General features: G+C 45.6%; 23 protein-coding genes. 20 read left to right on the top strand and 3 right to left on the bottom strand.

The window, feature by feature from the left end; translation table 11 throughout:
* Position 1: 1 nt before the first annotated feature.
* From AR1Y2_RS10635 to rsfS, 15 genes are all read left to right on the top strand, one after another.
* The gene (locus AR1Y2_RS10635) at positions 2–934 is read left to right on the top strand and encodes an AAA family ATPase (protein WP_137328927.1); all 933 of its coding nucleotides are present in this window, start codon (positions 2–4) and stop codon (positions 932–934) included.
* Positions 935–943: 9 nt separating this feature from the next.
* Positions 944–1,939, top strand: coding sequence for a DUF58 domain-containing protein (locus AR1Y2_RS10630; protein ID WP_137328926.1), 996 nt, complete (start codon positions 944–946; stop codon positions 1,937–1,939).
* 12 nt (positions 1,940–1,951) lie between these two features.
* On the top strand, positions 1,952–3,994 hold the full coding sequence (locus tag AR1Y2_RS10625) for a transglutaminase-like domain-containing protein (RefSeq protein ID WP_137328925.1): 2,043 nt from the start codon (positions 1,952–1,954) through the stop codon (positions 3,992–3,994).
* A 120-nt stretch (positions 3,995–4,114) separates the two neighbouring features.
* Positions 4,115–4,576, top strand: coding sequence for a C40 family peptidase (locus AR1Y2_RS10620; RefSeq protein WP_137328924.1), 462 nt, complete (start codon positions 4,115–4,117; stop codon positions 4,574–4,576).
* A gap of 386 nt (positions 4,577–4,962) precedes the next feature.
* Complete coding sequence (locus AR1Y2_RS10615) at positions 4,963–9,321, top strand: PAS domain-containing protein (protein WP_243118727.1); 4,359 nt, start codon at positions 4,963–4,965, stop codon at positions 9,319–9,321.
* 65 nt (positions 9,322–9,386) lie between these two features.
* Positions 9,387–10,583 (top strand): enoyl-ACP reductase FabV, encoded by a 1,197-nt coding sequence (fabV, locus tag AR1Y2_RS10610; RefSeq protein ID WP_137328922.1) that lies wholly within the window; start codon positions 9,387–9,389, stop codon positions 10,581–10,583.
* Positions 10,584–10,588: 5 nt separating this feature from the next.
* Positions 10,589–11,722, top strand: a complete 1,134-nt coding sequence (locus AR1Y2_RS10605; RefSeq protein ID WP_137328921.1) for a ribonuclease E/G — start codon at positions 10,589–10,591, stop codon at positions 11,720–11,722.
* Positions 11,723–11,842: 120 nt separating this feature from the next.
* Positions 11,843–12,151, top strand: a complete 309-nt coding sequence (gene rplU, locus AR1Y2_RS10600) for a 50S ribosomal protein L21 (protein ID WP_137328920.1) — start codon at positions 11,843–11,845, stop codon at positions 12,149–12,151.
* 15 nt (positions 12,152–12,166) lie between these two features.
* Positions 12,167–12,493: a ribosomal-processing cysteine protease Prp gene (locus AR1Y2_RS10595; protein ID WP_137328919.1), complete on the top strand. Its 327-nt coding sequence runs from the start codon at positions 12,167–12,169 to the stop codon at positions 12,491–12,493.
* Between the two features lie 4 nt (positions 12,494–12,497).
* Entirely contained in the window at positions 12,498–12,779 is a 282-nt protein-coding gene (gene rpmA, locus AR1Y2_RS10590; RefSeq protein WP_137328918.1) for a 50S ribosomal protein L27, read from the top strand.
* A gap of 99 nt (positions 12,780–12,878) precedes the next feature.
* On the top strand, positions 12,879–14,162 hold the full coding sequence (gene obgE, locus AR1Y2_RS10585; protein WP_137330250.1) for a GTPase ObgE: 1,284 nt from the start codon (positions 12,879–12,881) through the stop codon (positions 14,160–14,162).
* A gap of 9 nt (positions 14,163–14,171) precedes the next feature.
* Entirely contained in the window at positions 14,172–14,465 is a 294-nt protein-coding gene (gene yhbY, locus AR1Y2_RS10580) for a ribosome assembly RNA-binding protein YhbY (RefSeq protein ID WP_137328917.1), read from the top strand.
* Positions 14,466–14,677: 212 nt separating this feature from the next.
* On the top strand, positions 14,678–15,283 hold the full coding sequence (gene nadD / locus AR1Y2_RS10575) for a nicotinate-nucleotide adenylyltransferase (RefSeq protein WP_137328916.1): 606 nt from the start codon (positions 14,678–14,680) through the stop codon (positions 15,281–15,283).
* Entirely contained in the window at positions 15,270–15,842 is a 573-nt protein-coding gene (gene yqeK / locus AR1Y2_RS10570) for a bis(5'-nucleosyl)-tetraphosphatase (symmetrical) YqeK (RefSeq protein ID WP_137328915.1), read from the top strand. Before nadD ends, yqeK begins: the two co-directional genes overlap by 14 nt.
* Entirely contained in the window at positions 15,839–16,192 is a 354-nt protein-coding gene (gene rsfS, locus AR1Y2_RS10565; protein ID WP_137328914.1) for a ribosome silencing factor, read from the top strand. The genes yqeK and rsfS overlap by 4 nt, the downstream gene beginning before the upstream one ends.
* 78 nt (positions 16,193–16,270) lie before the next feature.
* Here rsfS and lexA read toward each other — a convergent pair whose 3' ends face one another.
* Positions 16,271–16,888 carry a transcriptional repressor LexA gene (lexA, locus tag AR1Y2_RS10560; protein ID WP_137328913.1) on the bottom strand — a complete coding sequence of 206 codons (618 nt, stop codon included), beginning with the start codon at positions 16,886–16,888 and terminating at the stop codon, positions 16,271–16,273.
* A gap of 152 nt (positions 16,889–17,040) precedes the next feature.
* Between lexA and AR1Y2_RS10555 the strand changes: the two genes are divergently transcribed.
* On the top strand, positions 17,041–17,340 hold the full coding sequence (locus tag AR1Y2_RS10555; protein ID WP_137328912.1) for a LysM peptidoglycan-binding domain-containing protein: 300 nt from the start codon (positions 17,041–17,043) through the stop codon (positions 17,338–17,340).
* 100 nt (positions 17,341–17,440) lie between these two features.
* Here AR1Y2_RS10555 and AR1Y2_RS10550 read toward each other — a convergent pair whose 3' ends face one another.
* Both AR1Y2_RS10550 and AR1Y2_RS10545 read right to left on the bottom strand, forming a co-directional pair.
* Positions 17,441–18,913 carry an N-acetylmuramoyl-L-alanine amidase gene (locus AR1Y2_RS10550; RefSeq protein ID WP_137328911.1) on the bottom strand — a complete coding sequence of 491 codons (1,473 nt, stop codon included), beginning with the start codon at positions 18,911–18,913 and terminating at the stop codon, positions 17,441–17,443.
* Between the two features lie 159 nt (positions 18,914–19,072).
* Positions 19,073–20,530: an N-acetylmuramoyl-L-alanine amidase gene (locus AR1Y2_RS10545; RefSeq protein ID WP_243118726.1), complete on the bottom strand. Its 1,458-nt coding sequence runs from the start codon at positions 20,528–20,530 to the stop codon at positions 19,073–19,075.
* A 325-nt stretch (positions 20,531–20,855) separates the two neighbouring features.
* Here AR1Y2_RS10545 and AR1Y2_RS10540 point away from each other — a divergent pair, with 325 nt between their 5' ends.
* From AR1Y2_RS10540 to ilvD, 4 genes are all read left to right on the top strand, one after another.
* On the top strand, positions 20,856–21,563 hold the full coding sequence (locus AR1Y2_RS10540) for an AzlC family ABC transporter permease (protein ID WP_137328910.1): 708 nt from the start codon (positions 20,856–20,858) through the stop codon (positions 21,561–21,563).
* Positions 21,560–21,877, top strand: a complete 318-nt coding sequence (locus AR1Y2_RS10535; protein WP_137328909.1) for an AzlD domain-containing protein — start codon at positions 21,560–21,562, stop codon at positions 21,875–21,877. The genes AR1Y2_RS10540 and AR1Y2_RS10535 overlap by 4 nt, the downstream gene beginning before the upstream one ends.
* Positions 21,878–21,893: 16 nt before the next feature.
* Positions 21,894–22,976, top strand: coding sequence for a 3-isopropylmalate dehydrogenase (gene leuB, locus AR1Y2_RS10530; RefSeq protein WP_137328908.1), 1,083 nt, complete (start codon positions 21,894–21,896; stop codon positions 22,974–22,976).
* A gap of 82 nt (positions 22,977–23,058) precedes the next feature.
* Positions 23,059–24,729: a dihydroxy-acid dehydratase gene (gene ilvD, locus AR1Y2_RS10525; protein WP_137328907.1), complete on the top strand. Its 1,671-nt coding sequence runs from the start codon at positions 23,059–23,061 to the stop codon at positions 24,727–24,729.
* Positions 24,730–24,735 lie beyond the last annotated feature (6 nt).

Raw genomic sequence — 24,735 nt, 5'->3', positions numbered from 1 at the left:
GATGAGCAATTTGGCCGGAAGGGCGATTGAGGAAATAGGAAAAGTGATCATTGGAAAGGACCATATCACGAGACAGGTGATGACGGCGATCTTAGCTAATGGACATATTCTGATCGAGGATATACCGGGGGTGGGAAAGACTACCCTTGCCATTGCATTTTCCAAGGTGCTGGGGCTTGATTATCAAAGGATCCAGTTCACGCCGGATGTGATGCCAGCGGATATCGCCGGTTTTTCTGTCTATAAGCAGGGCAGCGAGACCTTTGAATATCAGAGAGGGGCTGCGATCACCAACCTTCTCCTGGCGGATGAGATCAACCGTACTTCACCGAAGACTCAGTCCGCCCTTCTTGAGGCCATGGAAGAAGGTAAGATCACAGTGGACGGAGTGACAAGAGAACTTCCGGACCCGTATGTGGTCATTGCCACACAGAACCCTCTGGGAGCGGTGGGAACCCATTCCCTTCCGGAAGCTCAGCTGGACCGTTTTATGATTCGTATTTCCATGGGCTACCCTGACAGGGAGAGTGAAATTGCCATGTTGAAACAGGAAAGAGTCAATGTGGCCATCGATTCACTGGAGGAGATTATTAAGATCACGGATTTGGTTTTGATGAAACAGCAGGCAGAGAGGGTATATGTCCACGAGGATCTATATCGGTATATCGTCGACATTGTATGCGCCACAAGGAATCATCCTGATCTGAGCATGGGGATCAGCCCGAGAGGAACCATTTCTTTACTGCAGATGGCAAAAGCGAATGCTTATCTTGATGAGCGGGACTATATGGTGCCTGGCGACGTCAAAGATGTTTTTTATGCCACATCGGCACACAGAGTTGTAAAGAGCAAAGAGGCAAGAATCAAGCGTAAGACGGTAAGGGACATCCTGGAATCCATCGCCGAGGGTATCCCGGTCCCAGAGAGTAGATAAGGAGCGGCCATGATAATCGGAATCATCTTCCTGAGCATGATTTATGTTATTCTATATCAAGATATCATTGGAGGATGCCTGCTGGCATCCTTATTTGTTTTGGTTTTTATTTCCTGGTGGATCGTCCGCAGGAAGGCATCAAAACTCAGGGTAGAAGTTTCTCTGGAGCCGAAAGCGGCATCGAGGAATGACGAGATTCTTTTAAAAGGCGTCTTTACTGGAATCCGGTGTCTGGACGCAGTGGAATGCGAAGTGACCTACCAGGTGCGCTACTGGCTCATGGGACGGAAAAAAGTCATAAAAGAGAAGTTTGAGTATGCCGGAAGAGGAGGGGAAGGATTTCAGATTCCTCTGAAGTTTGAGCACTGTGACGAGGTACATATCACAGTAGCCAAGATCCGTATCAGGGATATAACAGGACTGTTCTGGGCAGAAAAGTTTGTAAAGTCCAAGGCCGGAGTACTCATCATGCCGGATGCATATCCGCTGGGACTGATGTTTGACCGGGTGGTGGAGGCAAAAACAAAGAACCAATATGAGTATGACGGGCTGAAGGAATATCATCCGGGAGATAAGAGCTCCAGAATCCACTGGAAACTGCTGGCTGGGAAAAATCTGATGATGGTAAAAGATTTGGAGGACGAAAAGGAAGAAAAACTGTTGATCCGGCTTTCCCTGCCGGACCAGGAGGAGGCATATGACGACTTTTTTACTGTATTTTTTTCCATATCCAAGTTTTTTTTGGAGCAGGAAATGCCCCAGACGGTCTGCTGGGGAACTAGGGAATTTTATTTGGAGCGTTATCAGCAGTATGAGGAATTGTTTGGATTGATGTTTGCCTCAGATTTTAATGAAGATTCCGGAGATGTTGAATCTGAGGGGATTCATATCTTTATGAAAAGCTCAGACACTGATTTCATTTATGTAGAAACGGGGTCAGAGACAAATGCAGTTGACCGGAGCGTACTGGAACAGGGAATTTATGATCTGGAATTATTTCTTTAGAGGTCTTTTTATATGAAAGAAAAAATAGAACCATATATTAAATACATATTTCTCAGCATGATATTTCTGGGGCTGGCAGACAGTGTATTTGTGGGCTTCTTTACCAGAGCCTTTCAATATTATCTGCTCTGTTCGGGCGTGGCGATCTTGACTGCTCTGTGTGTGCTTTTAGAGCGTTATCCAAAAGCGGTCTACGGAGTTCTGGGGTTTGCGGCGGTTACCGCCTTTTTCCTGCGCGGCGCGCTGGCCAACGGCTTTCAGGTGATCAGCAACAGGATGGCCGATGCCGTAAACAAAGTGTATGACATGGGGTTTTATTATTATGTGGATATACAGGCGGATGATACAAGGAGGGACAGCATTCTCTTTATTCTTCTGCTTTTTCTCGTGGGAAGTGTTCTGTTTCATCTGCTGGCCAAAAGGACCAAGATGCTCACAGCCGCTGTATCCATTGTGGAAGCGTGTCTGCTGATCCTGACTCCCTATTCCATTACGGGTCCGTTTCTGCTGTTCCTATGTGGAATTGCCGGATACAGTTTTTGGATGCGCAAAAAAAGGTACAGCGCTGTGGTGATCTCGGGCTGCCTGCTCTTGGGCGCTGTGGCTGCATCAGGAACCGTGGGGAGTCCCGTCAGTACCAATCCGCTTAAGGAAACTGCTCTGGAGTTTGTGAGAACTGTGTCCCAGGGCAAGGATTACCAGGTTGCAGGTGGGATCGGAAGCGGCGATATCGGAAAGATCGGCTCTGTGGCACCGCGTGGGACTGAACTTTTTAAGGTTCAGCTTTCAAAGCCCAGGACATTGTATCTGAAAGGGTTCACCAGCGGCATCTACGAAAATGGTATGTGGAAAAAGGAGAAGAAGGATGCGAAGGTGATCCTGGGAGAAAACAGCCTGGATCTTCCGTTTCAGTTTTTTGACCTGAAGATTCCGGAGCTTTCTCTGGAACTTTTAGATACAGGTCTTCAGGTGAAGGCAGAAAAGGCTGAGATCACCTATCAGAAGTTCACTGACGACTACTATTTATGGCCGTATTTTTGCAATATCTCACCTGAAAAAGGAAGATATTACGGCGATCTCAACATTGCAAGGATAAACCTTAAAAAGAAAGAGACTTTGTTGTATTATCCTGTTTCCTTAGACAGCATGCTGAAAGCGGACGGCAGGATCACGGATGCCCTGCTGGACGGACAGACAGGAGATGTCACTTTGGAACGGGAGTACTTTCAGGCAATGGATTCTTATAATCAGTATGTAGACAGCCAGTACACCAAAGTACCGGAAAGCCTTAAGAAAAAGCTGCTGAAGAAGTTTCCGGCACTGGGCGCAGTTGTCTCAACACGCAAAAAGACCCAGATGATCCAGGAGCTGTTAAAGAAGAACTATCATTATACCAGCGATTCTGGGATGACTCCGGAGGGGAAGGACCCTATTTGGTACTTTTTAAATGAGAATAAGAAAGGCTATTGTACCCAGTATGCTTCCGCGGCAGTCATGATGTTCCGGTCAGCGGGGATCCCGTGCCGGTATGTGGAAGGATACCGGATCGACAAGAAGAAATTCCAGAGGAGCAATACCGCGCAGGTCACAGATTTCTATGCCCATGCCTGGCCGGAGATTTACATAGAGAATGCAGGCTGGGTTCCGGTGGAGGTGACGAACACGAACAGCCTTCTGGCGCAACAGGAGCAGTCAAAGGAGGAGCCGTCCGCAGCGGTGGATCATAAGGGATCATTTTTTGAAAAAAATATGGTCCTCCAGAGTCTGATCGTATTGTTTCTATCTCTTTGCATAATTGTTACAATTGTTAAAATTATAAAGGAAATCCTGAGGTACCGTAGATGGAAAATGAGCTCTAATAAGGAAAAAGTCATAGTTTATCAAAATTTAATAAATTCCCTGATGGAGGGAAAGAATTTGGATGAAAAACACCGCCTTATCTACGAAAAAGCTCGAAATATCGCGGAAAAAGCAAGGTTCAGCCAGCATGAGATCACAGATGAGGAACTTAGATTTGTGAAGAGATTTGTCGATATCTTAAAGAAAAAAATATAATTGTTACACAATTGTTAAAAAACTCTTGACAATTTCATTACATATAAGCTACAATAACAACAGTGAAAGAAACACATGAAATAATATCGTAGCATTTGTAGTGATTGAGTAGGAGAGTACATGAAACGTTTAGTAGTAAAAGCACTGGTAGTCGTAATGCTCACAGTCGTGGGATGTTCCACAATCGGGGGAACAAGAGAAGCAGAAGCTGCTTCCAATAAAGGACAGAAAGTTGTAAACTATGCAAAACGCTTTGTAGGAAATAAATATAAGTACGGCGGAACAAGCTTAACCAGAGGAGCTGACTGCTCCGGATATGTAATGTCTGTTTACAGAAAGTTCGGTAAAAGACTTCCTCATTCTTCTTATGGAATGAGAAAAGTAGGAAAGAAAGTAAAAGGCGGCATCAAAAAGGCAAAACCGGGAGATATCATCTGCTACAGCGGACACGTAGCGATTTACATAGGTAAAAATAAAATTGTTCATGCCAGCAACTCAGCGCCATATCCAAGAGGGGGAATCAAGATCTCTCCTAACGCAAGATACAGAAAGATCGTGGCTGTAAGAAGAGTCGTAAAATAGCACATATACATAATATATAGAGATAAAACTGCCGTATCGGTCATAAGACTGCCGATACGGTTTTTTATTTCATAGGAAAGTTCCTCCAATCTCCCTATGGAATAAAAAAGCCTTGCAGGCAGTATGCATACAAATGCGTAAGGAATCTATTTGACTACGTCAAATCCATTTGGTGCTCAAAGTTTTTAAGCCCCTCAAAGAGTGAGGGGTTGGGGAGATGAGGTGGGCTTGCCCACTTTGTTTTCTTGGAATCGCAGTGAGATTCATTGCACTTTTACACTGCCTATGGTAGAATTAATTAATATATATATGGACAGAGTTAGTGCGGGAATGAGCGTTTTTTTTCCTGTCTGATGTGGGGAGCAGTAGCAAAGGTGGTGCTGTCAATGGAGAAAAGAGAACGTATGAAAAAGCAGGAGACGGCCGGCAGGACGCTGCAGGCATTGAGAGAGAAAGCGAAGCAGTCTTTGAGCCGTATTCCGGGCGGAGTGTGTGTCTATTATCTGGAAGATGGTTATGTTTATCCGGTGTTTTATAACCCTGCTTTTTATAACATGTTAGGGTACTCAAGCGAACATATTTCTGAGATCGAGAATTCCGGACAGGAACTGACATTGTCGGGAGTACACAAAGAGGATATCCCTGCGCTGAAAGAAAAAATAACGAAACTATTACATGAGGGTACGACTTTATCTCATACCTGCCGTATATTTCATGACAAGAAGGGGATATACCGGTGGATCCATTTGGATGGGGCCAAGGGCTGCATGGAAGATAAGGGGGTGCTCTTTTATGTTGTCTTAAGTGACGTGAGCGATCAGATCCAGATGGAAGAAGATTTGATCCGTGCCAACGAAAAAATGCAGGATATTATAAATGCAATCCCGGGAGGCGTAGCCATCTATAAAGTCTCCGATATTTTTGAGACGGTCTATTTTTCAGATGGAGTACCGGAACTGTCCGGTTACACGGTGGAAGAGTACAGGGAACTCGTCAAACAAGACGCGGTTGATATGACGTATTGGGAAGACAAGGAAATGGTCATATCCAAAGCCATGGAAGTCATTGAGAGCGGCGGTGTATCAGAGTTTGAATTTCGCAAGCAGCACAGGGACGGGCATATCGTATGGGTACATATTCACATAAAATGGATTGGTGAGGAGGATGGCTGTCCGCTGCTTCACTGTGTGTTCCACAATATCACCAGCCTGAAGCAGGTACAGCTGGAAAAGGACCATCTGATCAACTCCATACCAGGGGGCATTGCCAGCTACCGGGTAGAGGGAGGGCGTTTTATCCCTGAGTTTTTTTCAGATGGAGTTATGAGACTCTCAGGGCATACGAGAAAAGAGTATGAGGACATGGTGAGGTACGATGCCCTTGATGTTATCTACGGGCCGGACAGGGACCGGGTGTTTGAGGCCACGAAGGAGGCTCTGGCCAGCGGTGAGGTGCTGGATGTATCCTACCGTATCTTTCACAGGGATGGACACTTGATCTGGGTCCATTTAAACGGAAGGCGTATGGGACCACTGTCAAAGACATCAAGATTCTATGCTGTGTTTACAGGCATGTCGGCAGAAACCCGCCTGTTTCAGAGCATTGCCAACGAGACTGCGGACGGGATCTATGTCATAGATAAGCAGAACTATGACCTTCTCTATGCAAATGAATCCACCCATCTTTTTATGGAAGGAAAGGACTGTACCGGCCAGAAATGTTACAAAGCCCTGCACGGCAAAGACAGTCCCTGCAGCTTCTGTCACATGAATAATTATGAAGCAGGAAGCGGCGAACATAAGATGAAGATTCCCGCTTCTGACAGGGTATACAGTGCGCATTTCCGTGAGACAGACTGGAATGGAATACCAGCATATATCCAATATGTGCGGGATGTGACGGAGGAGGTCATTACAAAAAGAGAGAAAGACCGCCTGGAAATGTATTTTCAGACGATCATCAAAAATCTTCCTGGCGGTATTTCGGTCATCCGATGTGAGCCGGATGGGACGCTGGTTTCAGAATTTATCTCTGACGGCTATGCCGCCATGACCCATATGACGGTGGAAGAAGCCGAGAAAATGTACGAGAAGGATATCCTTGCAGGAATCTATCCGGAGGATGTCAAAGGGATCCGGGAGAAGCTTCAAAGCTATATCAGGAATGGAGAAGGCAACTGTGAGCTGACTGCCCGTGTGATGCAGGGAGACGGAGGATATATCTGGGTTAAATGCATGTTGTCCCTGCTTAAGGCAGAAGACGGGGCTGTCAGGCTTTATGCAGTCTATACCGATATCACCCAGTCGGTGGAGGAGCAGGAGAAGATCCGCAGCCAGTACAAAGATCTGATCCTGCAGCATTACCGGACACCGGGACCGAATGCGCTGGTCGTGGGGCACTGTAACATTACCCAGAGCAGGATCCTGGATATCATTGATTACACGGATTCTGATCTGCTGAAGACATTTAGTGATGACCGGCAGAGTTTTTTTACCGGACTGTCCGGTTTCATTGTGGACGAAAAGGAACGCAGGGAATTCCTTGGAACTTATCTGGACGAGCCGGCGTTAAGAGCCTTTGAGGAAGGGAAGCTGGAGCGGCAGATGGAGTGTTTTGTAAAGCTCCCTAAAGATACCAGAGGCCGTTATATACAGTTTAAAATGCATATGGTGGCAACTCCCGACAGCGGGGATGTCACAGGGATACTAACGGTCACAGATATTACAGAGCAGGCCATCTCGGAGCGTATCCTTCACCAGCTATCTGTGACAGGCTGCGACTTTGTTGTGGATGTGGATCTGACTACAGACAGATACAAGATTCTTTCGTGCAGTGAAAACGCATGTTGTATTCCGCCGCCCACGGGAAGCCATTCTGCATGGATGGATCAGATGCTCCGGACAAGGGTCGTGCCGAGAGACAAAGAACAGTATAGGAGAGGGCTTTACCCGGCAGATATGTATAGGAAGCTGAAGCGGGCAGGGGCATACACCTTCGCGTTCTCCGTGCTGGATGACAATGGGGATATCAGGACAAAGAATATGACAGTCTCGGCTGTTGACCTGAGACTGGGAAGGGTATGCCTCTCAAGAACTGATATTACGGACTCGATCCGTGAACAGCAGGGCCTGCTCCACATGATCGCCTATACATTTGAACTGGCAGCATTTATCAATATCGGCAGCAGGGAATTGACACTTTATACAAGGGAGAGTGTACTAGAAAATCTGCCAGCTCTGGTAATCGGCCAATATGATAAGGCAATCAGGAGATTTGTGGACAGCCATGGCACCACGGAGAATCTTGAGGAAGCCCGGATACAGTTCCGGATCTCAACGATGCTGGAGCGTTTGGAGAAACAGCCCAATGGATATGATTTTCTGTTTTCTTATCAGAGTGAGGAGGGAGAACGGTATAAGCAGATCAATGTCCTATGGGGGGATTTAAACCATCGGACGCTGTGCTTGGTGAGGGCAGACGTGACCGACATGCTGGCGGCGGAAAGAAGGACAAAAAAGGATCTGGAAAATGCGCTGGTTTTTGCAAAAGAAGCAAACAAAGCCAAAAGCGACTTTCTATCTGCCATGAGCCACGATATCCGTACACCGATGAATGCGATTATGGGAATGACGACGCTGGCATCCACTTTTTTGGATGACAGAGAGCGGGTGAAAGATTGTTTACAGAAGATCGAAATTTCTTCAAATCATTTGCTCAGCCTGATCAATGACATTTTGGATATGAGTAAGATTGAGCGTTCCCAGATCAATTTGAATCTTGACAAGGTTTTTCTTCCGGATTTGATGGAGCAGATCTCTGTCATGATCAAGTCGCAGACAGAAGAGGCGGGTCTTGAGTTCAGAATGCGGGCAGAGCATATCGATCAGGAGTGTTTTTGCGGGGATCTGCTGCGCATCAATCAGATCCTGATCAATATCTTAAGCAATGCGATTAAGTTTACGGAAAAAGGCGGCGTCATCGAATTTATAGCTGAGGAGTTAAGCCTGCCAAAGGATAAGGGCCGTGTCAGATACCGCTTTACCGTTAGAGATACGGGGATCGGAATGCCAGAGGAGTTCCTTGCACATGTGTTTGAACCTTTTACCCGCAGCGGCAATGCAGCGCGCATTGAGGGTACCGGACTGGGGTTGAGCATTACAAAGGGACTGGTTGACCTGATGGGAGGAGAGATAACGGCTGAGAGCCGGATCGGCAGCGGCTCCGTGTTTAAGGTAGAGTTAGAATTTGACGCAGCACAGGCCGGCGGTGAGTCCCACAGTGGAACAGCAATGGACTTTCTGGACTCTGTGAAAGAGAAATTGTTTGCCGGGAGGCATTTTCTTGTGGCTGAGGACAACGCTATCAATGCGGAGATCCTATGTGAGCTGCTTCGGATATGCGGAGCGGAATCTGTATTGGAGACCGATGGTGTACAGGCAGTCCGTGCGTTTCAGGAAGCGGAGCCTGGAACTTATGACGCAGTTCTTATGGATATCCAGATGCCGGAGATGGATGGCTATGAGGCAACACGGATGATCAGAAGGACTACACGGGCGGATGCGGCCAATATCCCGATCATCGCCATGACTGCCAATGCATTTGCGGAAGATGTACAGAATGCACGTGAGGCAGGGATGAACGCCCATGTGTCAAAACCCATTGACCTGAATGTGCTTCAGACAACGCTTCAGAGAATCTTACAGGATAAGAGCATAAGCAGGAAGGATATGGAAGGGGAAACTTGACAGTGGAAAAAGGAACGATTATAATTTTCAGTAATCGTTGAACTTGAAAAGCAAAGGAGATATACATGAAAATAAGTCCGAAAGTCCGTGAATTTTTGTGCCTTACCGCACATCCTCAGGGCTGCAGAAAAAATGTTGAAGATCAGATTACATATGTAAAAAAACACAGCGGTGTTGAGAATGGGCCGAAAAAGGTCCTGGTCATCGGCTCATCCACGGGATATGGCCTGGCATCAAGGATCACCGCTGCATTCGGGTGCGGAGCGGATACCTTGGGTGTCATGTTTGAGAGACCGGCGGCCGGTAAACGTACCGCCACTGCCGGATGGTATAATACAGCTGCATTTGAACAGGCGGCGGCCAGAGAAGGCTTATATGCGAAGACGGTCAACGCAGATGCATTTTCCAGGGAAGTAAAAGACCAGGTCATCCAACTGATCAAGAAGGATTTCGGTAAGGTTGACGCTGTCATTTACAGTCTGGCTGCACCGAGAAGAACGACAGAGGACGGCACGGTTTATCAGTCTGTCTTAAAGACAACAGGGGAAGATTTTACAAATAAGAACCTGAACCTTAAAGATAATACCATCAGTGAGAAAACCATCGAGGCTGCCACAGAGGAAGAAGTGAAAGCTACCGTGAAGGTCATGGGCGGGGAGGACTGGAAGGCATGGATCCAGGCGCTTACCGATGCGGATGCCATTGAAAAGGGCGCAGTCACCTTCGCATATTCTTATATCGGACCTAAGCTTACATATCCTATCTATTTTGAGGGAACCATCGGTGCCGCGAAGAAGCATCTTCATAAGACGGCGGGTGAGATCAATGAGGAATTCTCAAAGGATGGAATCAAAGCATACATCTCCGTCAATAAGGGGCTGGTGACACAGGCCAGTTCTGCCATTCCGATCGTACCGCTTTATATGGCTGTGCTGTACCGCGTTATGAAAGAAAAGGGACTTCATGAAGGCTGTATCGAACAGATCGTAAGGCTGTTTTCTGAAAAGGCTGTCTTTGGACAGGCCAAGACAGATGAACAGGGTCTGATCCGTCTGGATGACTGGGAACTGCGCCCGGAAGTCCAGGAAGAAGTGGAACGCCGCTGGGAGAAGGTCTGCACCGAAAATGTCCAGGAGTATTCTGATATTGACGGATACTGGGATGATTTCTACCAAATGTTCGGCTTCCGTATGGATGGAGTGGACTACGAGGAGGATCTTGACCCTTCTGTGGATATCCCAAGCATTTCCGGCCAAGAATAGTACATATGAATGAAGTAATCATCACCAGACGCCGGCAGCATATTGTCAGCGGCTGGCTTTTGGACGGAGAGTTTGTAGAATTTTCTTCTGAGCCCCTCACTGAGGGAAGTCTGGTCGGAAATATCTATAAAGGTAAGATAAAGAATATTGTGCCGAATATCAATGGGGCTTTCGTGGAGATTGACAGGGGCAGGCTCTGTTTTTATCCCCTGGATGAGCGGAGAAGCAAAGAGAAGCTTAAAAATGAACAGGAGATCCTTGTGCAGGTAAAGAAAGACGGCACGGACAAGAAGGAACCGCTGGCTACTGAAAACATAGAACTAACAGGAGAGTTTTTGGTGTTGTCTTCGGACAGATCTTTCGTGGGCATATCCGGCAAGATCCGGGACAAGGCAAGGAGAGAAGAGTTAAAGAGTCTCGTCTCTGGTTTTGTTACCGGGGACTACGGATTTATCGTACGCACGGAGGCCGCCGGTGCAGGGGATGAGGAGATCATAAGCGAAGCCAGAACTCTGGCTGAGCGGTTTATAAAGATTCAGGAAAAGCAGCAGTATCTGAAACCATGCCAGCTGGCAGCCACCAACCAGAGTTTTTCATCCCGCTATGTATTCGGCCTCTCGCCGGGGCAGACGGACAGGATTGTTTCCGATGACGGCGAGATATGCAGACAGGCACAGGAACATGGATATCAGGTCCGCCAAATGGAAAGGCAGGACCAGTCCATCGAGCGGGCCTATCGGTTCTCCCACAGCCTGGAGGAGGCATTCCATACGAGAGTATGGATGAAGTCAGGGGGATTTCTGATTATTGAGCGCACCGAAGCCATGACCGTGGTGGATGTAAACACAGGAAAATCCATCGGGCGGGGTAAAAAGGAAGGCCATATTATAAAAATCAACAGGGAAGCTGCAAAAGAGACGGCCAGGCAGATCCGGCTGAGAAACCTATCCGGCATTGTCCTTGTAGATTTTATTGATATGAAGGAAAAAGAGGAAGAGGATAAGCTTCTTTCTTACATGCAGTCCTGCCTGAACAGGGATTCCAAAAAGGCGGCGGCAGTGGATATGACGAGACTGGGACTCATGGAGATCACCAGGAAAAAAGTCAGAAAACCCATAGAAAAAGAGGATTTCCTGTAAGAAAACTTCTTGACACAGAAAAAATAAATTGCTATACTATACCAGTATGCCGCACAGCGAGGTATAAGAATCCTCAGAGATCACCAAAGCTGGCGAGTTTGATTATAGGAGGTGCCATAGATGTACGCCATTATTGCAACAGGAGGAAAACAGTACAAAGTAAGCGAAGGTGATGTGATCAAAGTTGAAAAACTTGACGCAGAAGTCGGAGCAAAGATTACTTTTGATCATGTTTTATTAGTTGGTGGAGATACTGTTAAGGTAGGAACACCGAACGTAGACGGTGCGAAGGTTGAAGCGAGCGTTGTAAGCGAAGGCAAAGACAAAAAAGTCGTTGTTTACAAGTATAAGAGAAAAACCGGATACCATAAGAAAAATGGTCACAGACAGTTATTCACACAAGTCAAGATCGACAATATTGTTGGATAATCAAGGGCCGAGAGAATGACAGAGATCACATTCTACCGGGACCATGAAGGAAAACCCAGAGGGTTTTCTGCAAAAGACCATACCGGATATGCGGAGGAAGGACAAGATATTGTCTGCGCCGCAGTTTCTGCACTGGTCATAAATTTCCTGAATTCTTTTGAACAGCTGACAGACGATGTTGGCACACATCATGTATCTGAAGAAGATGCAGTGATCAGTTTTGAAGTCTCAGGGATATGTTCTGAAAAGGGACAGATATTATTGGATTCTCTGGTTCTTGGGATAACCAACATTGAATCAGAGTATCATCGATATATTCACGTAGTATTTGAGGAGGTGTAAGACAATGATGAAAATGAACCTTCAATTTTTCGCTCATAAAAAGGGAATGGGTTCCACAAAGAACGGAAGAGATTCCGAATCTAAGAGATTAGGTGCGAAGAGAGCTGACGGACAATTTGTAAAAGCTGGAAATATTCTTTACCGCCAGAGAGGAACAAAGATCCATCCGGGTGTCAATGTAGGACGCGGTGGTGATGATACATTATTTGCATTAGTAGATGGTATCGTTCGTTTCGAGAGAAAAGGCAGAGATAAGAAACAGTGTTCTGTACACCCAGTTGCATAAATTGTTAACATCGTTTGTACAGGCAGACAGTTGAATGTTTAACGGCTTCAAATTTCACAATTTGGAGCCGTTTTTTTGAAAATAAGAAAGGAAAAGCCGATGTTTGCAGATAGAGCAAATATATATATCAGATCAGGAAAAGGCGGCAACGGACATGTGAGCTTCAGAAGAGAGCTCTATGTGCCCAACGGCGGTCCGGACGGCGGTGACGGCGGCCGCGGAGGCGATGTAATTTTCGCTGTGGATGAGGGAATGAACACTCTGGCAGATTACCGCCATAAAAGGAAATATAAAGCCGGAGACGGTGAAGAGGGCGGAAAAAGGCGCTGCCATGGTGCTGACGGACAGGATATCGTGTTGAAAGTCCCGCCGGGCACGATCATTAAAGAGAAAGAAACAGGGAAAGTAATCCTTGATATGTCAAATAAAACAGAGCCGGTGGCGCTCTTAAAGGGCGGCCGGGGAGGAAAAGGAAACCAGCATTATGCCACAGCGGTGATGCAGGCACCGAAATATGCCCAGCCGGGCGGCAAATGCCAGGAACTTGAAGTGACTTTGGAGTTGAAGGTCATCGCTGACGTGGGACTGGTAGGATTCCCGAATGTGGGCAAATCTACGTTCTTATCCAGGGTGACAAACGCAAGGCCGAAGATCGCCAACTATCATTTTACAACCTTAAATCCCAATCTGGGTGTTGTGGACCTGGCAGGCGGAAAGGGATTTGTCATCGCCGATATCCCGGGTATTATTGAAGGGGCATCCGAAGGCGTAGGCCTTGGATTTGAGTTCCTGCGCCACATTGAGAGGACAAAGGTGATGATCCATCTGGTGGATGCGGCTTCCGTGGAGGGCAGAGATCCCATTGCGGATATCCATGCCATCAACCAAGAGCTGGAGAAATACAATCCGGAGATCCTAAAACGTCCCCAGGTGATCGCGGCAAACAAGATTGATGCCATGACTCTGGAAGACAGAGAGACCGTGATGGACTTGCTGTCAGAAGAATTCGGAAAAGACGGCATTGAGGTGTTCCCGATCTCCGCAGTTACCGGAGAAGGTGTCAAAGAGCTTTTGTGGCACGTAAGCAGACTTCTGGACGAGCTGCCGGAGGGAGCGACTGAGTTTGAGCAGGAATATGACCTTACATTTGAGGAAGAAGAGGGCAGTATTATTGTAGCGAATCCAGAGGAAGGCCTGTTCACCGTAGAAGGCCCCAAGGTGGAGCGAATGCTCGGTTATACGAATCTGGAATCTGAGCGTGGATTCGATTTCTTTCAGAAATTCCTGAAGCAGAATGGTGTCGTAAAAGAGTTGGAAGCCCTTGGGATAGAAGAAGGGGATACCGTGAAGTTATATGATTTAGAGTTTGATTATTACAAATAAGGAGAAACAATGACAAGTAAACAGAGAGCCTATTTAAAGAGCCTGGCAATGAAAATCGATCCGGTATTCCGGGTCGGGAAAGACAGCATTTCCCCGGAATTGATTGAGGGGATCAGAGAGGCGGTTGACGCCAGGGAGCTGATCAAGATCGCTGTACTTCAGAATTGTATGGATGATCCGAAGGAACTTGCGCAGATCCTTGCTGAGAGGACCAGATCTGAAGTCGTACAGGTGATTGGAAAGAAGATTGTGTTATATAAAGAGTCTAAGGACCATAAGAAGATACAGCTGCCGAAAGCATGACATGTTCCACATGATTTCCGTTCAGCTCTTAGAATGCCTCACTCCAATCATGTAGAACATGGACGTAGTGTCTACTGGATAAGGATGACAGTTAAACAGAAGGTGCCATCCTACGATAGTTTTTCTTCATTGTCGGAAGGAGGCCTTTCCAGAGCCGACTGGAGATAATGGAGAAAAACTATCGCAGATGATTTACTAGATTCGGAGGGATTATGAAGAAGATTGGAATTCTGGGAGGGACGTTTAACCCGATCCACCACGGACATCTGATCCTTGGTCAGACTGCCCTGGAGGATTTTGGCTTGGACAAGGTATTGATTATCCCTACCAAAAATCCGGCATACAAAAAAATATCTAGGAATGTGGAGATTGAGGACCGTGTGAACATGGTCAAGCTGGCGATCGCAAGCCATCCTGGCTTTGAGTTTTCGGACATTGAACTCTACAGGGAGGGATATACTTATACAGTGGACACTCTAAGAAAGCTCACTCAGATGCATCCGGATGCAGAATACTATTTTATTATGGGTGCAGACTCCTTGTATCAGATTGAGTCCTGGAAGGATACAGAACAGATTTTATCCATGGCAACCATTCTGGTGGCATCCAGAAATGACTCTAGGAGCGCCCTGGACGCACAGATTGAGTATATTCAAGATAAGTATCAGTGCAGTATATGCCATCTGGACAGCCCGGACTTAGAGATCTCCTCCAACGAGATCAGGAAAAGAGCGGCTAGGGGACAGAGCATCCGTTATTTCGTGCCGGAGGAAGTCAGACTTTATATAGAAAGAAATGATTTGTATGGAACTGAATGAGATCAAAAAAAAGCTTTCAGAAAACTTGAAGGAAAGCCGTTATAACCATACTGTCGGGGTGGCCTATACAGCTGCCGCAATGGCGATGGCATTTGGCGCAGATATCCAGAAAGCGTTTATGGCAGGCATGCTTCACGATTGTGCCAAAGGATATCCGTTGGAGCGGCAGAAAGAGCTCTGCCAAAGATATGGCATTCCACTGACAAAAGAGCGCAGGGAAAGCCCGCAGCTGCTCCATTCAGCCCTGGCACCGTATATCGCCAGAGATTGCTACGGAAATGAGGATGAGGAAATCGCATCTGCAATCGAGTGCCATACCACCGGAAAACCAGGAATGACGCTCCTGGAGAAGATCGTATTTATCGCAGATTATATTGAGCCGGGAAGAAAAGAGATACCGGGTCTTTCCAGTGTGAGACAGCTGGCTTTTTCAGATATGGACCAATGTCTTTTGGGGATACTGGAAAGCACGATGCAGTATCTTGAGAGCAGGAACCAGACCATTGATCCTAAAACAAAGGAAACCTATCAATATTATAAGGAGGAAGACCGCACATGAACCAGTCTTTAGAGATGGCAAACATCGCTTATCATGCGTTGGAAGAAAAATTGGCAGAGGAGATCAAAGTGATTGATATCCAGAAGATTTCTGTGGTGGCCGATTATTTTATCATTGCAAACGGTAAGAATAAAAACCAGGTGCAGGCGATCGTAGATAATGTACAGGACGCCCTGTTTAAGGCGGGATATGAGATGAAACAGATGGAAGGGTATCAGAACGGTACCTGGGTGCTGATCGACTTTGGCGATATTGTCATCCATGTCTTTGACCAGGAAAACCGTCTGTTTTATGATCTGGAAAGGATCTGGAAGGATGGGGTGGAAGTGCCCATGGAAGCAGAAGGATAAATTAATATGTACAGAATAGAAAAAGCTGATTTGGAACTTACTCCAAATCAGCTTTTTCTATTCCATAGATATGTATGATTATGACATGCTGCGGTACAGGCCGATGACTTTGCCGAGAATGGAAACTTCGTCTACAATGATTGGATCCATAAAGTCATTTTCCGGCTGTAACCGGTAATGTCCGTCTTCTTTAAAGAAACGTTTTACGGTAGCCGAGTCCTCTATAAGGGCAACTACAATATCATTATTCTCGGCCGATGGGGTCTCTTCCACAATCACCATATCTCCGTCATAGATTCCGATATTGATCATGCTGTCTCCTTTGACATGGAGCATAAAGGTATTCTTAGAACCGATGAACTCAGGCAGCATCGGGAAATAGTCCTCGATATTCTCCGTGGCAATGATCGGTTCTCCGGCGGTGACGGTTCCAACGATAGGGATGTTGACAACCTCACGGCGTGTGAGCTGAAAGTCATCATCAATGATCTCGATGGCGCGCGGTTTTGTAGGGTCTCTGCGGATATAGCCCTTGCGTTCTAAGGACTCCAAATGAGAATGAACGGAAGAGGTGGACTTCAGGCTGACAGCGGCACAGATCTCACGGACTGCGGGCGGATAACCCTTCTCCAGTATCTGAGATTTTATATATTCTAAGATTTGTTCTTGTTTTGGGCTCAGCTTTTGTTTGCTCATAATGTGCCTCCTTTATTTTCTTGGTATTATCTTACCATATATTGCAGATTGAAACAAGTGTTCCCGAACAGATTTTCGACAAAACAGTTGACAAACAAACGTGCGTTCTATATAATAGTAATATAAACAAATGTTCGATAGGAGGAAGCGTTATGAAAACACTGAAGATAAGAGTTTTGATTACTGTTCTATTTATCGTTACGGTACTGGGCATCGCTGCAGCCGTTATATCAGAGAGCCGGCAGGTGGCCGGTGCCGCCGACGGCAGGGAGAAGTACTTTACCAGCATTCAGATTAAGAGAGGTGACAGCCTGTGGTCTATCGCCAAGAAAAATATATCGGAAGAATACAGCTCAGTTCATGAGTATGTAGAGGAAGTCTGTGAGGCAAACCATATTTATGATGGTGAGATCAAAGAGGGGATGTATCTTGTGATTCCATACTATAAGTGACCATCTTCTTGTCCTGTTGAGACTAGACACTAGCTGACATAAAGAAAAGACCGGAACAATTTCGGTACTATTGTTCCGGTCTTTCCATTATCACATGATGTTATCGTTTGCTTGGGTAGGTGGAAAATGAATTTACAATGGCGTTGTAGACAGCTTTTCCATAAGTGCCCGTATTGCTTTTCATTTTCTTAGCTTCTTTCTTATTGGAGATGAATCCGATCTCTGTCAGACTGGAAGCTGTTTTCGTATTCCTTAATACAGCCAGGCCGGTCCGGTTTTTAAGTCCCCTGTTCGTAAAGCCTGTGGCGGGTCTCACATAACCGTGAATCTTATTGGACCAGTTATAGCTGGTAAGCCCTGAGGAGGACTTATAACCTTTTGAGTTGTATAAGGTCTCTGTTCCATGAGCGGATGCAGAAGCAGAGTTGATATGTACACTGATGAAGCGGTCGGCACCCACATTATTAGCAAGGTCTGAACGTTCACTCAAAATGAGGCTCCGGTCAGATAGCCTCGTGTAATACACTTTGTAAGAACCAGTTTTGTCAAAATATGATTTTGCTGACTTTACAATATTTAGGGTCATATCTTTTTCTCTAAGTCCATTTCCAGTAGCACCTGAATCTGATCCACCGTGTCCCGCATCCAATACTACGATACGATTATATATTTTCTTCGGCGAATCATATTTTATATAGATATAGCTGGATGTCTGTGAAACCGCATAGGCTTTGATGACATCTTTTCTCGGCCGGATATAGATATTTGTGTAGCCTCCGCTGTAGGTGACTGTATAGGAGCGGAAGTACTTGTCCGGTTTTATGTATCGGTTAGAGCTGGAACTGAAGTGGGTTTTGTAATTACCTTTTACCTTTATGATCAGTCTTCGGTTTCCGTAATCATCCGATGTAGTGATGGCGGAAGATGAAAGTCCGCTGGGTTTCTTTATCCTCACGCTGTAGTTGGAAGCAGATGCTGTGATCCTTGTACTGGGAGTCACGGTTGAGGTGCCTGATGAAGAGCTGCTCCCTGAATTAGAGGAAGCCTGGCTTTTGGTTGTTATCAGGCCGCTCTTCTGGGAGGAACTCCATTTATAACTGTGTCCAAGTTTTGTGGCACAGAAAGCTCCCGGGACATAGATATAATTCTTCTTTTTGGCATAAGAATATACTTTTCTTGCTGGTGTGGGCATCTTTGTTTTCTTGCCATTTACATATGCATACATGCTGTCCAGAGTCATGACAACAGATGTACTACCACGCTTCAAAGTAACTTTTCTTGTTTTAGATGAATAACTGTAGGACACTCCAAGACTTTTTTGCTTCTTAAACAGCCAGTAGGCTGAATACATGGAAGTGTTAGCTCTTTCAAATCCCGGAGCATATGTCTTTACAGTCTTGCCATTGACTTTGACATTCCGGCATTTCTTTTTTTGTTTTTTACCCGCAATTTTTAATGTATAATAACTGCCTGCTTTTGGAACAGAAGCAGCTTTAACACTGGATGCAGGAATCGTAGTGACTGTTAACATCACAAGTGATAAATAAGCGATAGATTTTTTTAATTTATGCATACTTTCCCGTCCTTTCGGGTAGATTGTAACATATTCGTAATAAAAACGCAATAATCATATAAAAAATCCCATAATTGTTTTAAATTCTGAGGCGTCTGCCAAATAAAACAATCTGGGATTTTCTATTACTTCTATATTAATTATGAGAATACTGTTCTGTTAAAAGGAAGCTAAGATTCCATCATAAAATGCTTTACCAATCTTAGTGTAATTGTTTTTCATAAAAGCAGCATCAGAAGAATTTGTTATAAAACCGACTTCTCCCAATGTAGCAGCGGTATTTGAATAAGATAAAACTCCTACTCCTGCTCCACTGCCAGGAATACGTTGCGTAAGTTTGCGGTCAGTAAATTTAGTTGCAGCTAAAACTTTTTTGTGAACACTAGATGCAAAATTTTTACAACTTATACTATAAGGAGAGGAGGAGTTTTTCCCCTTAGGATTATATAATGTCTCCGTTCCATTAGCGCTTTTCTTTTTAAAAGAATTAATATGAACACTAACAAACCTATCTGGATGAATGTTATTAGAAAACGTATATCTTTCTTTAATTCCGGGATACCAGTCAGAAAGTCTTGTATAATAAACTTTGTAATTAGAGTTTCGATCAAAGTAATATTTCATTTTCAGGACAATAGACAGAGTCATATTCTTTTCATAAAGTCCATTTCCTACGGCTCCACTGTCGCTACCGCCGTGCCCGGCATCCACGACGATCACTCTCGAGAACATGGTTTTTGGCGCTGCGTACTTCACATAGATATAACTGGAATCCTGTGTGATACTGAAACCTTTGATCGAACTCGTAGTCAGATAGATTTTTGTCTTTCCTCCGGTATAGGATACAGAATAGGACAGGCTGTCCTTAATATTCCGGTTGGATGAAGAAGAAAAATGAGTTTTATAATTTCCATTGATATTTAATATTAGCCGTTTATTCCAATAATCATCCTCTGAAGTAACGGCAGCGGAAGATAATCCTGACGGCTTTTTTATCCGCACGGAGTAATTACTGCTGCCTGCCGTGATCTTAGTCTTAGGTGCAACTACTTGTCCCGTAGTCGGAGTTGAAGGAGACGAAGAGTTGGACGAAGAGGATGAAGAAGATGAAACTTTCATCACGCCAGATAACAGCCGGTTATTCCATGTGTATGAGATGCCCAGTTTTCCGGCAACGGTCTGCCCTGGCACCATGATATAATTTTTCTTTTTCGCCACATAACGGACTTTTCTGGGGGCAGCCGGAAGAGTAAAGGATTTGCCGTTTAAGGTGGCTTTTTTACTGTCCAAAGTCATGACAACGGTCTTGCTGCCTTTTTTAATAGTAATTTTTTTTGTTTTACTTGTATACTTATAAGAAGTACCCAATGATTTGCATCTGCCAAAGATCCAGTAGGCAGAGTACATAGAGGTAGACCCGTCCAGAAAGCCAGGCATGTTTGTCTTGATGATAGTATTGTTGTATCTGGCGTTTAGTGCTTTTTTTGTATAAGTCTTTTTGTTATGGGTGTATTGTACCTTAAACTTGGTCCCAGCACTGATAGCGGATGCAGGATGGATGTTTGAGACGAGCATCATGGCTGCAAGACCAAAGCAAAGAAGTGATTTACGATTCATATGTATTCCCCTTTTCCCTTTTTTATTCTGTTATTGCCATTATAATATATTTTTCTGGCTGAAACAACAGTGATATGCTTGATGGAAGATTATGGATCTCCTCTTTTTTCATTCTTATTGTTTCAAAAGCCAAAATCCGGCCTGTTCATCCATAATTCCTTCCAAAACAGCAAAAAGGGCCAGGGAATCGCATATTCAATGAAAAAACTATTTTCAATCTCTAATGAAATATGGTATCCTATTATATAAGTTCGCTTCAGGGGGATTTTTCTTCCTCCATATTATAGAAGCAGAACAATCAATGAAATAGTAACAGGAGAAGAAAATGAAAGTAGAGAACAGCTTTCGGCGCGGGGTTCTGGATTCGATTCCGATTGCGCTGGCCTATCTGGCGGTTTCTTTTGCTTTTGGGATCGCAGGAAGTGCAAAAGGGGTTCCTGTCTGGGCGGTAACCCTGATATCTGCCACATGCCTTACATCAGCAGGGCAGTTCGCAGGGCTGATTTCTATCACTGCGGGGGGATCCTTGATCGAGCTGATCCTGTCCCAGGTCATTATTAATCTAAGATATTCTATCATGTCCATTGCCATAGGACAAAAACTGATATCAAAAACAAAGCTTTGGAATCGGTTTCTGATGGCATTTGGTGTGACAGACGAGATTTTCGCCATGGCCTGCGGAAGAAAAGGGGAGATCGGACCCAAATATTTCTATGGACTCATGAGTATTTCGTGGTGTGCATGGACCTTAGGCACCTTTCTGGGAGCCACGGCAAGCGGCCTTCTGCCGCAGATGGTCATGAATGCACTTGGCATTGCCATTTACGGAATGCTGATCGCCATCGTTATTCCGCCTGCGAAGCACAACCCGAAAATCGTGGCAGTCATATTGATTTCAGTATGTTTCAGCCTAATATTTAGCTTTGTAAAATTATTTTCTTTCATCTCCAGCGGTTTTTCCATTATCCTGTGTACGCTGATCGCTGCAGGAGCAGGGGCTGTGATGTTTCCTGTCAAGGAGGAAGAAGAATGAGTCTTGAGAGATTGCTTTTGTATATCATTGCCATGGCGTTGACTACATATCTTGTAAGAATGATCCCTCTGGCTGCCATACAAAAAAAGATAACAAATCAGTTTTTCCGATCGTTTCTTTTCTATGTACCATATGCTGTATTGGCAGCAATGGTCATACCGGCGGTGTTTTCAGCTACAAAAAGCTTAGGGTCATCCGTTATAGGGTTTATTGTTGCTGTGATCTTGGCATACAGGGAGATGAACATTGTCACTGTGGCCTGTTTAAGCTGCGGGGCAGCTTTGGGCGTGGAGATGATATCGGTGATATTATAGGGAAGAGGAGAATTCTATGAATTTTAATGTAGCAGTTATCAAAGGTGACGGAATAGGTCCTGAGATCGTAGACCAGGCGGTGAGGGTACTGGATGCGGTGGCAGAAAAGTCGGGACATCAGTTTACATATGAACAGATTTTAATGGGAGGGGCATCCATTGACGCTTATGGAAAACCTCTCACAGATGAGACTCTGGAGATTGCCGGAAAAAGCGACGCGGTTTTGATGGGATCCATCGGGGGAGATACTTCCACATCCCCATGGTATCAGCTGCCTGCCAAGCTCAGACCGGAAGCAGGACTTCTTGCTCTGAGAAAGGGATTGGGGTTATTCGCCAATATCCGGCCTGCTTATTTATATGAAGAGTTAAAGAAGGCTTGCCCATTAAGGGATGAGATCATCGGAGACGGCTTTGACATGGTCATCATGAGAGAGCTGACAGGAGGCCTGTATTTTGGAGAGAGAAGCACAGAGGTGGTAGACGGCATCCGTGTGGCAAAGGATTCCCTGACGTACAATGAAAATGAGATCAGAAGAATCGCTGTCAAGGCATTTGATATTGCCAGAAAGCGAAAAAAGCATGTGATCAGTGTTGACAAGGCCAATGTACTGGATTCCTCCAGACTCTGGAGACAGGTTGTGGAAGAAGTGGCAAAGGATTATGAAGATGTGACATATGAACATATGCTGGTTGACAACTGTGCCATGCAGCTGGTGAACAATCCAAAACAGTTTGATGTGATTTTAACTGAAAATATGTTTGGAGACATTTTATCAGATGAGGCCAGCATGATCACAGGTTCCATCGGAATGCTTTCATCCGCAAGCCTGGCTGAAGGCAAATTCGGACTGTATGAGCCGAGTCACGGATCAGCGCCTGACATTGCGGGCAAGGATATTGCTAATCCGATCGCCACAGTTCTTTCGGCGGCAATGATGCTCCGGTACTCCTTTGATCTGGATGAGGAAGCTGATCTTATTGAAAAAGCCGTAAAGAAAGTGCTGGAAGACGGATACCGCACCGTAGACATCATGTCTGACGGCATGGTTCAGGTGGGAACCAAGGCTATGGGTGATTTGATTATCGAGAGAATATAAGACAATTTGACATAAAGTGCCTTCGGCACATGACCGCCTCCGGGATACCGGAGGCATAGATGAATTTAGGAGGTAGAGTGATATGAGCAATACTTATACCAATGGAGAGAATTTTGCTCCGCAGAGATCGTTATTTAATGCATTGGGCTATACGAAAGAAGAGATGGAGAAACCGTTAGTCGGGATCGTCAGCTCCTACAATGAGATCGTACCGGGACACATGAACCTGGATAAGATCGTAGAAGCAGTCAAGATGGGAGTTGCCATGGCAGGCGGAACTCCGGTAGTCTTCCCGGCCATCGCTGTATGTGATGGAATTGCCATGGGGCATATCGGAATGAAATATTCTCTGGTTACCCGTGATCTCATCGCTGATTCAACAGAGGCAATGGCATTGGCACATCAGTTTGACGCTTTGGTTATGGTGCCGAACTGTGACAAAAATGTCCCTGGACTTTTGATGGCAGCAGCGCGCGTTAATGTACCCACAGTGTTCGTCAGTGGCGGACCAATGCTCGCAGGACGTGTAAAAGGACAGAAGACCAGCTTGTCCAGCATGTTTGAGGCAGTGGGCTCTTACGCAGCAGGTACGATCACAAAGGATGACCTGGATGAATTTGAAAATAAGGCATGTCCGACTTGCGGTTCCTGCTCTGGAATGTACACAGCCAATTCTATGAACTGTCTGACAGAAGTGCTCGGTATGGGTCTGAAAGGAAACGGAACGATTCCTGCGGTGTATTCTGAAAGAATTAAGCTTGCCAAACACGCGGGAATGAAAGTCATGGAACTTTATGAAAAAAATATCCGTCCGAGAGACATTATGACGGAAAAAGCGTTTTTGAATGCCCTGACAGTGGATATGGCACTGGGATGCAGTACCAACAGTATGCTTCATCTGCCGGCCATCGCACATGAGGCTGGAGTGGAACTGAATCTGGAACTGGCAAATGAGATCAGTGCAAAGACTCCGAATCTCTGTCATCTGGCTCCGGCAGGTCACACTTATATTGAGGATCTGAATGAGGCCGGCGGTGTGTACGCAGTTATGAACGAATTAAATAAGAAAGAACTGCTATATACGGACCTGATCACTGCAACTGGAAAAACAGTGGCAGAAAATATTGAAGGATGTGTCAACAGGGATCCGGAGGTTATCCGCCCGGTTGAGAATCCATACAGTGAGACCGGAGGAATCGCTGTGCTGAAAGGAAATCTGGCACCGGATTCCGGTGTGGTAAAACGTTCCGCAGTTGCTCCTGAGATGCTCAAGATGGAAGGGCCTGCAAGAGTCTTTGACTGTGAGGAAGACGCCATTGATGCCATCAAAGGCGGAGCGATCAAAGCCGGAGATGTGGTTGTCATCCGATATGAGGGACCAAAGGGCGGACCGGGAATGAGAGAGATGCTGAATCCGACTTCTGCGATCATGGGCATGGGGCTTGGCTCTAGTGTGGCACTGATCACAGACGGCCGTTTTTCCGGTGCTTCCAGGGGAGCCTGCATCGGACACGTTTCTCCGGAGGCAGCAGTGGGTGGACCGATTGCCCTGGTGGAAGAAGGAGATATCATTTCCATCGATATTAATGCCAATACCTTGAATGTAAAAGTGTCTGAGGAAGAGATGCAGAAACGCAAAGAGAACTGGGAGCCAAGAAAACCGAAGATCACAACAGGCTATCTTGCCAGATATGCTTCCTTGGTCACTTCAGGAAACCGCGGCGCCATCTTAGAAATCAACCAGGATAAATAGAGAGGT

The organism is Anaerostipes rhamnosivorans (assembly GCF_005280655.1).
Classification (GTDB): Bacteria; Bacillota; Clostridia; order Lachnospirales; family Lachnospiraceae; genus Anaerostipes; species Anaerostipes rhamnosivorans.
The sequence above is the reverse complement of the archived record's forward strand: the minus strand, read 5'-3'. Positions and strand labels throughout refer to the sequence as shown.